The 12,402-nt window shown below is 38.3% G+C and carries 10 protein-coding genes; 1 reads left to right on the top strand and 9 read right to left on the bottom strand.

Features of this window, described 5'->3' with window-relative positions:
- Window positions 1–7: 7 nt before the first annotated feature.
- From AC4CVF_RS19955 to AC4CVF_RS19925, 7 genes are all read right to left on the bottom strand, one after another.
- Window positions 8–1,681: a long-chain-fatty-acid--CoA ligase gene (locus AC4CVF_RS19955; protein WP_490789872.1), complete on the bottom strand. Its 1,674-nt coding sequence runs from the start codon at window positions 1,679–1,681 to the stop codon at window positions 8–10.
- Window positions 1,682–1,830: 149 nt separating this feature from the next.
- Window positions 1,831–4,050, bottom strand: coding sequence for a DNA topoisomerase IV subunit A (parC, locus tag AC4CVF_RS19950; protein WP_336953624.1), 2,220 nt, complete (start codon window positions 4,048–4,050; stop codon window positions 1,831–1,833).
- Window positions 4,051–4,781: 731 nt separating this feature from the next.
- Window positions 4,782–6,101 carry a niacin transporter NiaP gene (gene niaP / locus AC4CVF_RS19945; RefSeq protein ID WP_419328016.1) on the bottom strand — a complete coding sequence of 440 codons (1,320 nt, stop codon included), beginning with the start codon at window positions 6,099–6,101 and terminating at the stop codon, window positions 4,782–4,784.
- Window positions 6,102–6,155: 54 nt separating this feature from the next.
- Complete coding sequence (locus tag AC4CVF_RS19940; RefSeq protein WP_336953622.1) at window positions 6,156–6,659, bottom strand: GNAT family N-acetyltransferase; 504 nt, start codon at window positions 6,657–6,659, stop codon at window positions 6,156–6,158.
- A gap of 61 nt (window positions 6,660–6,720) precedes the next feature.
- Window positions 6,721–7,365, bottom strand: coding sequence for a trimeric intracellular cation channel family protein (locus AC4CVF_RS19935; RefSeq protein WP_004725253.1), 645 nt, complete (start codon window positions 7,363–7,365; stop codon window positions 6,721–6,723).
- Window positions 7,366–7,426: 61 nt separating this feature from the next.
- On the bottom strand, window positions 7,427–7,894 hold the full coding sequence (locus tag AC4CVF_RS19930; RefSeq protein ID WP_336953621.1) for a YchJ family protein: 468 nt from the start codon (window positions 7,892–7,894) through the stop codon (window positions 7,427–7,429).
- Window positions 7,895–8,076: 182 nt separating this feature from the next.
- Window positions 8,077–9,660, bottom strand: a complete 1,584-nt coding sequence (locus tag AC4CVF_RS19925; RefSeq protein ID WP_419328017.1) for a TerC family protein — start codon at window positions 9,658–9,660, stop codon at window positions 8,077–8,079.
- 373 nt (window positions 9,661–10,033) lie between these two features.
- Here AC4CVF_RS19925 and AC4CVF_RS19920 point away from each other — a divergent pair, with 373 nt between their 5' ends.
- On the top strand, window positions 10,034–10,666 hold the full coding sequence (locus AC4CVF_RS19920; RefSeq protein ID WP_336953619.1) for an LOG family protein: 633 nt from the start codon (window positions 10,034–10,036) through the stop codon (window positions 10,664–10,666).
- 111 nt (window positions 10,667–10,777) lie between these two features.
- On the opposite strand, the gene AC4CVF_RS19915 is transcribed toward AC4CVF_RS19920, so the two are convergent.
- Together AC4CVF_RS19915 and AC4CVF_RS19910 are read right to left on the bottom strand one after the other, a co-directional pair.
- Complete coding sequence (locus AC4CVF_RS19915) at window positions 10,778–11,131, bottom strand: GlpM family protein (RefSeq protein ID WP_151801796.1); 354 nt, start codon at window positions 11,129–11,131, stop codon at window positions 10,778–10,780.
- Window positions 11,132–11,231: 100 nt separating this feature from the next.
- Entirely contained in the window at window positions 11,232–11,996 is a 765-nt protein-coding gene (locus AC4CVF_RS19910) for a hypothetical protein (RefSeq protein ID WP_336953618.1), read from the bottom strand.
- Window positions 11,997–12,402: the final 406 nt, after the last annotated feature.

Raw genomic sequence — 12,402 nt, 5'->3', positions numbered from 1 at the left:
TTTTCAATTACTTACGTAAATCTTTACGGAGAATTTTACCTACATTAGATTTTGGTAAATCATCCATAAACTCAACATAACGCGGGCGTTTATACCCTGTTAAGTTTTCTTTTGCATATTCGAGCACTTCTTCTGTGGTTAAAGATGGATCTTTTTTCACCACAAATAATTTTGGCACTTCACCAGATTTTTCATCAGGTACACCAATTGCTGCCACTTCAAGAACTTTCGGATGTTGAGCTATCACTTCTTCAATTTCAGAAGGATAAACGTTAAAGCCAGATACTAAAATCATATCTTTCTTACGATCTACAATTTTAAAATAACCACGTGTGTCCATGAAACCAATATCACCTGTACGGAAATAACCGTCAGCTGTCATAACTTTTTCAGTTTCATCTGGACGATTCCAATAACCTTTCATCACTTGAGGACCACGAATCGAAATTTCACCCTGCTCACCTTGTGACAAATGATTGCCCTCATCATCTAAAATTGCGACATCAGTCAATGGTAACGGAATACCAATTGTGCCACTAAACTCAGTCGTTGCAGGCGGGTTCGCAGTTGCGACTGGAGAAGTTTCAGATAACCCATAACCTTCAATAATGATGGTTCCAGTAACTTTTTTCCATTCTTCAGCAGTTGACGGTAACACGGCCATACCGCCGCCCATCGCCATTTTTAACTTACTGAAGTCAAGCTGTCTAAATTCTTCATTATGTACCAGTGCATTGAACAAGGTATTTACCGCAGGGAAGAAACCCGGTTGGTATTTACGTAATTCTTTAATCACCGCTGGTAAATCACGTGGATTTGGAATCAGAATATTTGCCTGACCTTTATACATACCATACATCGCACACACCATGAATGCGAAGATGTGATAAAGCGGTAAAGCACAGAAGATACGATCGTCTTTCGCACCATCACCTTGACCAAATTTACTTTGGAAAATACCATCACATTGCAACAAGTTTGCAACTAAGTTACGGTGCGTCAGCTCCGCCCCTTTGGAAACACCCGTAGTACCACCTGTGTATTGAAGTACAGCAGTATCACTGAGGGTCATGGTTGGACGTTTATAATTGCTTGGGCTTACTTTTGCCAATGCTGCATTAAACTTAATATGTCCTGGAATATTCCAGTCTGGAATTTGTTTACGCACTTTACGTAAAACAAAATTCACCAAAGTACCTTTTAAAGTACCCAACATATCGCCAACGGATGCAACAACAACATGTTTTACAGGTGTTTTGCCAATAATCGCTTGATAAACAGTCGCAAAGTTTTCAACAATGACCAATGCTTCAGCACCTGAATCATTAAGTTGGTGTTCTAATTCTCGTGCTGTATAAAGTGGATTCACATTCACAAGTACCAAACCTGCACGGAATACACCTAAAGCGACAACTGGATACTGAAGGACGTTAGGCATCATCACAGCAACACGTGAACCTTTTGCCAAACCTAAGCTTTGCAGATACGTTGCAAATTTACGGCTTGCCAATTCAAGGTCACTGAATGACATCACTTTATCCATGAAGATAAAGGCATCACGTGAACCAAACTTTTGGAAATTACGCTCAAAAATATCAATAAGAGAGCTATTTTCCTGTGGCAATTCTACTGTTTCTGGAATTCCAGTCTTTTGATATTCAGTGAACCAAATTTTTTCCATAATGCCATAATCTCCAATCAGTAATCCTTAGTTTTAAACTGTTTTTCTCAATATTGAACATAATTTTTTGGCTTCTTTGTGCTCAATATTGCATCCATTTTCACGAACACTTTGCATATATAACGTATTTCAATCCCAGGATGCTAGTTTTATCTTTGAATCAACAGTTTATTTGCTTTTTGATATCCACGCGGTAACAATTGACCTTTTGAGGCGCGTTTACCGATATATTTCTGCAAATCATCCCCTTTTAATTTTAATTGTTGCTGCCCTGCAAGCACTTGTATTACCTCATCTAAATTCAAAGTTAACATAAACTGAATAGACTCTTTGGTTTCAAGTTGTATCAACTTATTTCCTTTACCTTTATTGAGCGTTGGCAACTCTGATAACTCAATTAAAAGTAGGCGTCCTGCTGAACTGAGTATAGCCAAATGAGTATGATTTTCAATGACTTCGATTGGCATTACTGTCGCATTTTCAGCAACGGTCAGGAATGTTTTACCCGCTTTAGCGTTTGTATCCAATTGTTTAGCGTGTGATTTAAAGCCATAACCCTTTGAACTTACAGCAACTATTTCCTTTTCTTCATTTTCAATGAGAACTTGCATAAAGCCCACACCATTGGCAGGAGAAAGTTTTGAACTCAACGGTTCTCCTAAACCACGAGCCGATGGCAAACTATTAATGGCCAAAGCGTAACTTCGTCCTTTTTCATCTAAAATATATACTTTCTGGTTAGACTTACCTTGTGCTGAACTTAGGTACCGGTCACCAGCCCGGAAGCTTAATTTTTCAATATCAATATCATGACCTTTTGCTGCACGAACCCAACCCGCTTCAGAAAGGATCACTGTTACCGCTTCAGCAGGCATTAAATCTTGTTCACTAATTGCTTGTGATTCCTCACGCTGTACAATTGGTGAACGGCGATCATCACCAAACTTTTTCGCATCATCTTTGAGCTCTTCGATAATCAAAGATTTTAATGACTCAGGATTTGCAAGTTGTTCACGAATCACAGCTGCTCTCGCCTCAAGTTCTTCTTGTTCACGGCGCATTTCCATTTCTTCAAGTTTTGCCAAATGGCGTAACTTGAGCTCTAAAATTGCTTCTGCTTGAACTTCATCAATATTAAAACGCAGCATCAACACCGGTTTAGGCTGATCTTCTTCACGAATAATCTTGATCACTTCATCAATGTTCAAATAAGCAATGATCAAACCACCGAGAATATGTAGCCGCTTTTCAATTTTATTCAAATGATATTGCAGACGACGTGTGACAGTACTCTTACGAATTTCAATCCATTCTAATAAAATTCTACGAATTGATTTGACTTGTGGGCGCCCATCTGCACCAATCATGTTCATATTGACACGATAACTCGATTCTAAATCGGTTGTCGCGAACAAATGACTCATTACTGCATCGGCATCAATGCGGTTTGAACGTAATACAATTACCAAACGGGTTGGATTTTTATGGTCTGACTCATCGCGTAAATCACTGACCAATGGCAGTTTTTTAGCTTGCATCTGATCAGCAATTTGGGTGATGACTTTCGAGCCAGAAACTTGATATGGTAGCTCAGTGATAATAATTTCATTTTTTTCAATAGTATATACTGCACGGGTTCGATAACTACCGCGTCCAGTCATTTGAATTTTTAATAATTCATCACGTGGCGTAATAATCTCTGCTTTGGTCGGTAAGTCAGGTGCAGGGATATATTCTGCAATTTTTTCATCCGTTAAGTTTGGATTACGGATTAAAGCAATCGTACCTTTAACGACTTCACGTAAATTGTGGGGTGGAATATCGGTTGCCATACCTACCGCAATACCTGTCGTACCATTCAGTAAAATATTCGGTACACGCGCAGGTAAACTAACTGGTTCTTTCATTGAGCCATCAAAGTTATCTTGCCAATCACAAGTGCCTTGACCTAATTCAGAAAGTAACAGATCACTATAGGGTGAAAGTTTGGCTTCGGTATAACGCATGGCTGCGAATGATTTAGGATCATCAGGTGAACCCCAGTTACCTTGCCCTTCAATAAACGGGTAACGATAACTAAACGGCTGTGCCATCAAGACCATGGCCTCATAACACGCTGAGTCACCATGCGGATGGTATTTACCCAATACATCACCGACTGTACGTGCAGATTTTTTCGGCTTACCGCTTGGTTTTAATCCCAATTCGCTCATCGCATAAACGATACGGCGTTGTACAGGTTTTAAACCGTCACTGATGTGTGGCAATGCACGATCCATAATCACGTACATGGCATAGTTAAGGTAAGCTTGTTCTGTAAATTCTGCTACGGAACGGTTTTCTGTCGCATGATGCGCAAGGCTTGTCATAACAACCTTTTATCCTAAATAAGTTCGTTCTAAATAAATGTTTATGTATCTACGTTCTTATGCTAAGTCGCAGGGTCTGACTACACAAGTGCAAGTGTACCCTACAACGACAAATTGCGTCTTTAGATCTTTCTAATGAGGTAAAATTATCCATTTTTTAACAAATGAGCAACTTTTATTTAAATTGGTATTTTAAAATTTGGATATGCAGTTTATTTCCAATGAAATTTATAAATGCTCAAACTTATTGAAGTGACCCATTTCGCGTTTTTATAGAATGGATGCTCGAACTCAACAACCACCCGATCCCATATAGAAGCAGCAAAGTAACAGGAACTACAAAACTGTACGCTTGCGTCCAAGACAGCCGATCGAATAAAGGGCCTAAGCCAATTGCATTAAGTGCTGACACTTGAAAACCTATGGGTAATTGTAAGAAAACAAAGTTTCCTTTGTTATCCGTCATTGGATCTAACGCGATATAAAGACAAAATGCGGTAAGCAAAAAATAAAGAATATATAGCTTAATCCTATTTTACTTTTCATTATTCCGCCCTCAATACTGGTCTGATCTATTTGATAATATCTCTATAAATGATTGGTTTTTTTAATTTTAACATTAGAGAAATTAAAATGGCTGAGAGGTAAGATTAACCCTATATCAGCCATTGTATACTTTTTCTTTGTTATCATTTTTTTAGCGCTATGTTTTTATATATTTCAATAAACAACTATAACCCAATCTCTTCTAAGGTCTTACCTTTGGTTTCTTCACCCAAGATCAAAACCACAGCGGCAACAGCGAAAAGTACAATCGTAAACATCATAAAGACTGAACTAAACCCATCACTTGCCACCATCATATGGGTCACCACCAACGGTGCGACAATCCCCCCCATACGACCGATTGCAGATGCCCAGCCTGAGCCAAAAGCACGAATATTGGTTGGATATTGTTCAGGCGTATAAGTATATAAAACCCCCCATGCACCCAAATTAAAGAACGACATTAAGCATCCCCACAACATAATCATATTGACTGAGGTCGCTTGGCCAAAGAAGTAAGCAGAAAGCGCACACAGACCAATAAAACCAGCGAGGGTTGCTTTACGTCCAAGCTTTTCAACCAACCAAGCCGCAGCCACATAACCCGGTAATTGTGCCAAAATCATTCCAAGTACATATTCAAATGACTGCACAATGGTATAACCCTGCTTGACCAGCAGACTTGGTAGCCATGTAAAAATACCATAATAAGAATAAACAATCCCAAACCAAATCAACCACAACATCAAAGTTCGGCGAGCAAAACTACCAGACCAAAGTTGTGAAAATGTAATTGTTTGTTTTGCTGAAACAGATTTGACTTCAATGGTTTCAATCACTTCCACACCACATTGCCGTTCCAGTTTCTGTACCAATGCATGAGCTTCTTCAATTCGTCCACGATTAATCAGATAGGGAACAGACTCTGGCACTTTTTTGAGAATCATAAAAACATAAATGGCAGGTAAACCACCAATCAAAAATGCAATATGCCAACCATACTCAGGAATCACAAAATAAGAAATAAGTGCAGCAACAAGCCAGCCAAGTCCCCAGAAACTTTCTAAAAGTACAATAAATCGACCACGTACTTGAGCGGGGATATATTCACTGACCAAAGTCACAGCCACAGGAAGTTGGCCACCCAGCCCTAATCCGACAATAAAACGGAATACCAATAACCAAGTCAGATTCGGCGCAAAAGCACATAATGCGGTTGCAATGCTATAGGTCACTAAGGTAATCGCAAAGACTGTTCTACGACCAATTCGATCGGCCAACCCACCTGAAAATACAGCACCAATTGCCATACCCACAAAGCCTATGGAGACCACCCAACCTTTTTCAGTAGGTGTCATTTGCCATTCTTCTGCCATTTTGGTGAGAATAAAGGAAATGAGTCCTGTATCCATGGCATCAAACATCCAGCCCAGTCCAATTACCCAGAGTAAGGTATAGTGAAATTTCCCTATGGGTAAGCGTTGTACACGTGATACTAAATCCATAATGCACTCAACAAATATGTAAAAGCAGAAATAACTTTGGCACGCTGTCTAACTTTAAAGACTTAACAGGAGAATTTCTCCTGCTAGTCCGTCAAAATCTTTAAATTCTTTAGAATGGAAACCATTATTTATCAATATTTTTCTTGAAGGTATATTTTCAGGATCAATAATAGCCATGAGATGTGTTAAATGGGGTTGTTTTTTTGCATGGTCAATTAAAAATGCTACAACCTGACTGGCAATGCCTTTCCCCCAGTATTCGGGTAAAAGCATATAGCCCAATTCCGCTGTTCGTGCTATTGGTTGATCCAACTCAATTTTGGCTAAACCCATAAATTCATGTGTTTGAGCATCAAGAATTTTATAATTTCCCAATGCCACATCATAGGCATTCTTAGATAAAATCTTACTAAATTCTGAATGTGCTTCCTCAAGCGTTAATGCTCTTTCGGTAATCATTTGCATGACTTTAATATTTTTGACCAATTCAAAATACACAGCAAAATCTATGTCTGTAAATTTTTCAAGTTTAATATTTTGATGAATCCGATATGACATACCAAGCTCAAAGTTAAATGCAGGAATTCACAATCAATAGTTGCTCTTCAAGCATTCATCATTAGGACTCATCTTTAGAAGATGCCGATTGTTCATCATCATCTTTATAGATAAATTTCGGCATTTCCAAACCAAAATAAATCGCCACACAACGTAATGCAAAACCAAAAACTAAAGTAGAAACCACAGTAATTTCAAGCGATAAACCAAAATCAATACAGAACCAATAGAAAATCACTGCAACAAAGGAAATCGACGCATACAATTCACGACGGAATACCAATGGAACATCATTACACAGAATATCTCGTAGAATACCACCAGATACCCCTGTTAATACTCCAGCAACGGCGGAAACCACAAAACCATGGCCCATTTGCAAGGCAATTTGACAGCCAATAATGGTAAAACCAATTAAGCCTAAAGCATCCAATAATAAGAAAATGGAATGTAAGTGCTTCATCCATTTGGCAATAATAATGGTGACAAAGGCAGCACAGCACGTCAGGACAAGGTATTCAGGATGTTTGACCCAAGTCAGTGGATAATGTCCGAGTAAAACATCTCGCACAGAACCGCCACCGAGTGCAGTGACACAGGCAATCAGTATCACCCCAAACCAGTCCATACTACGTCGTCCTGCGGACAACGCTCCAGTCATGGCTTCTGCTGTAATGGCTATAATATAAATAATCGTCAGTAACATTGCCCTTCATCCACTGATGGGAAAAGATGCGCGCTATTTTAAGTCAAAAACGAACTAAAAGTTATAAAAATTGTGCGCAACATTGCTTAAATTTTTTGGCGGATCCACAAATACATGGCTGTTTCATGGTGATTGGCTGATCTGTGGTTGGATCTAAGAAATACCATACATCATCATGCTGGACAAAGTGTGAAACTTCATGGTGTATTTGAGCCTGCTGACCATCATGAAAATGTGCTTTAAATTCAACTTGAGCATGATTTTTATCCAGCTTTTCTTGGGCTTGTACCACTTCGAGACTGAGCCATTGATTGGCTTTGCTCCAATCTGAAATCGCTTTAACATCCAAAGCTTGCTGCTGCCCAAGCGCAGTGGTCTGAACAATATAATCAATCTCATGTTTGGCAAAAGCGCTATAACGCGAACGCATCAATTGTGCTGCTGTCTTGGCTTTGTTCTGTCCCAAGTGTAGCGGCTGACAACATTCAGCATAAAGCGCTGAACCACATGGGCAGGATAGATTGGACATGAAAATACTCAAAATCTGAATAGGCTCAATGATAATCCAACCCAGCTGGAAATCGAAAGCTATTCTTTCAATATGAATAATGCCATTCAGCCATCATTTTAACGATATGTTTTAAATCATTATTCGCAATGATAAAATAGCAAGAAGCCAGTCTTTCGACTGGCTTGTTTAGAAGGTATCCATTAGGGTTCAGCATCTTTAGATTTGGTTAATGCTACAATATGCACCTTCTCAATCTTATGCCCATCCATCGTTACCACTTCAAACTCATAACCATCAACTTGAAGTTTCTGACCATTTTCAGGCAAACGTCCGAGATGGAACAAGATGTAACCAGAAAGGGTTGAGTATTGTTCCGACTCATCGACTAAATCACGACCTAACAGCAAAGAAACATGACGAATATCAGTTGAACCTTCAAGGATCAACGAACCGTCTTCAAGACTTTCCGCAGCAGCTTCTAGTTCATCTTCATCGGGGAACTCCCCAGCGATTGCTTCAAGTACATCAATCGGTGTTGCAATCCCTTCAATTGACCCATATTCATTTAATACAATCGCCATTTGTAAAGGTGCCTGACGAAGTTGTTCCATCACCATCAACACTTGCGCATTTTCATGCACAATCACAGGCTCGCGTAAGTGTTTTTCAAAATTTAAAACACCCGTTTCGATATAATCATTTAAAACTTTATGGGTTAAAACAATACCCGCAATATTATCCAATTCACCATGGGCCAAAATTAAACGAGAATGTGACATTGCCATCAAATTTTCTTTAATGCTGGCTTCGTCTTCATCCAAATCTAACCATTCTAATTCAGGGCGCGGTGTCATGACCGATTTTACTGGACGTTCTGATAGTCCCAAGACCCCTTGAACCATAACACTATGGTAAGCACCATTTTCATCATCAAAAATTTCATCTGCCAATGCTTGTGTTGCGATCACATCATCCGCTTTACCATTTTGACTATCGGCACTTTTTCCGCCTAACATTTTCAATACTGCTGAAGCTGTACGGAAACGCAAGTCGGTCGTTGTCACCATTTTCTCTTGGTTTTTACGCATGGTTTGGTTCATAAACTCGATCAGCACAGAAAAACCAATCGCTGCATATAAGTAACCTTTTGGAATGTGATAACCAAAACCTTCAACGATCAATGAGAAACCAATCATCATCAAAAAGCCAAGACATAGAATCACGACTGTCGGGTGCTTATTGACAAAGTCCATCAAGGCTTTTGATGCCCACAGCATAATAGCTACAGCAATCACCACAGCAATCATCATCACTGAAAGTTCTTTCACCATTCCCACAGCGGTGATCACACTATCGAGGGAGAATACTGCATCTAAAACAACAATTTGGACAATGACCATCCAAAATACAGCATGAACAGGATTTTCTTCTTTAAGATCCTGACCACCTTCAAGGCGTTCATGTAGTTCCATTGTGCCTTTGAACAATAAGAACACACCACCAAACAGCAAGATCAAATCACGCCCAGAAAAAGCATGCTCAAAGAGATGGAATAATGGTTCGGTTAATGTCACCACCCATGCAATGGATGCCAGTAACACCATTCGCATACAGAGGGCAAGTAAAAGCCCAATAATCCTTGCTTTATCACGTTGTTCAGGCGGAAGTTTTTCTGCCAAAATTGCAATAAACACAAGGTTATCAATACCCAAAACGATTTCTAAAACAACTAAAGTTGCAAGACCAATCCATGCAGAAGGATCAGACATCCACTCAAGTATCATTGATCTTGCTCCATTGAAAATGTGCAATAGCTATTTTCAGCATGTGAGAACTGTAAATTTTGGAATTGATAAGAAAACTTTAGTGTATTTTGAACTATTATTTTGTCTAAAGATTGTGCATTTTCGGAGCGACTACAACCACTACCCATGATGATTCATTTGTTGATAAATAAGCGTTAATTATAGGCAATCCAGATAGGAATTTCATCTCATTTATCAGGATTTTTACTGATTTATCTAAAATTAAATACAAAATCAAAGTGATACAAATCATTGCAAAAGCGCCGATAATACAACATGTTTTTGTCACATTTCTTACTTAAAGTAGTAGAAATGTATAAGAACATGATAAGTTAAGGTGAAAAAATAAATTATGAATAGTGTATTGCCTGTAATGATGAATAAACCTTTCGAATTAGATCAACAACAACATAAAGCCACACAATGTTTAATCGCACTCTATTGTGGTTCCCGACCCGGAAATAACCCCACCTATCGAGAAAAAGCCATCCAACTTGCCCAAGGTATCGCAGAACAAGGTTTTGGGATCGTCTATGGCGGTGCAAGTATTGGCTTAATGGGCCAAGTTGCAGATACGGTCACGGAACATGGTGGTGATGTTGTGGGTGTTATTCCCGAATTTATGCTGGATTATGAAATTGCCCATAACCAATTAACAGAATTACATATTGTACAAAACATGCATGAACGTAAGGCTATGATGGCTGAACGCGCGAGTGCTTTTGTCGCTCTACCAGGTGGCTTTGGTACCTTTGAAGAAATTCTAGAAGTCGCGACATGGGGACAATTGAATCAACATCAAAAACCGATGATGTTATATAACGTCAATGGTTTCTATGACCATTTGATTGCGCAATTAGACCATGCTGTTATTGAAGGCTTTTTACCGCCTCAACATCGGGCAAAACTGATTGTGTGTAATCATGCAGATGAAATTTACAATGCCATTAAGAACCTAGAAAGCCCAAAACAGTTTATTGTTTAAATATCTCATTATTAAAATTCATCCCTAAAAAATGAGCCTTGATCAAAGGCTCATGAACTTTACAATCAACTCAAAAGTATTCATTGCAACTCTTTTTCTTGATTCAATAAATCATAAAACCGATCCATTCTGAAATAATTGCCATGCATAAATCAACACAGCAGCAGCTACAATCCAGCATAACGTTGCAATCCCTAAACAAGACCACATCGAAAGCTTAGTTGCCAGTAAATAAACCATGAACAAATAAATGAAATACGGTATCAACGACCACAGCCCGAATAAGGCTGTTTGCTTTAAGGCTTCAGCACCTTTTTCCTGCGCCACAATCACATGTGCGATCAATGCAAATGTTGGAAAAAGTGGAACTAAACCTGCAATATAAAATGCCTTACTTTTTGAAAGAATTGAAATCAACAAAACCACTGCTGCACCCAGAATACATTTCAAAAATAAAGACAACATCTAAAATTACTCGAACACATGATCAGTGCAAGAGTTTACGCCAAGCATGTAAATTTGAAATCTAAAATATTAGAAATTTAATGCGCTATAAGTTAAACCTTTAAAAAGCGCGTTTTAATTTGCCTCGGTTAATAAACGCAACCAAACCCATGACAATCGCCATCACAATAAAAAAGATAAATTTTAGCTCACCTCTACTCAAGTGCATCTCAGATTTATTCACTTCCGCTTGAGTAAAATCGGCTGGTACTGGAGGCAAAGGTGAGGCATAAGTAGCTTGAATATTTTTAAAATTTAATTCACTGAGTTCAGCAGGCTTTTCACCTTTGCCCACCAAAACATAAGCCGCAACAATGTCAAAATCCAAAGGATTTTGAATGCCAAATTTCACTTTGGTGGGTTCATAAGTGTTGTATTCAGGGATCCAGTCATTTACTTGACTATAAATACGTATGCTATCAGTTTTTTCCAATATCGGATCTGTAATCAGCTGTTCTGAAGTATCTTCGATGAATGTGTTTAAACCTTTGAATTGCTTGAGTGAATATTGATTGGTTTGCGTCAAATTTTCTGCGATCAGTGTTTGATATACAGCATGCTCACTGGGATTGGCTTTATTTAACAGGCCATGATTGTCCATGATAAACTCAACTTTTGCAGTAAGTCCTGGATAATTTTGTCGTCCAACCAAATAAACCGCTGTCCAAATCTGATCCCCCGCTTGTACATTTTCTAATTCTAATTCGTATAATTGATTGGGTTTTAAATTGAACGCTTGATCAAATAAAACTTGTGAAGTCTCGCCTGCCAAGACATTGCAAGAAAATGCAAAACAAACAACTGATATAATTTTTCGTATATTCATTTTCAAGCCCTCCACAAGTGCGATATATTTCACACATTTTATAATAAAAACAATAGTTAATCACAGAATGTTTGTCTAACAATTCTCTTTTTTAGATAAGTGGTTATTGATTACATCACATGACCAATCTTAAAGCTGATCTGGTTTATTCGTTCTAACTTATGCAATATCGAAATAAGTATTCAGAAATCAGCACAGCATCAAAAAACTGACTGCATATCTCATTTTTCTTCAATGACTTATTTTAAATAAATTATAGCTTTGATTTTAAATTAGCTGAATGCGACCCTAAAAATTATTGAAAACCATCATAAACATATGAATATTATTATTTTATTCAAAAACTCAAACTCCATCACAGTTTTAAATGGTCAGTTACATGACACAATTTGTCGTTTAAAAACTA

This window comes from Acinetobacter sp. LipI_19 (genome assembly GCF_058242925.1).
This window is presented reverse-complemented; position numbering and strand designations above follow the sequence as displayed.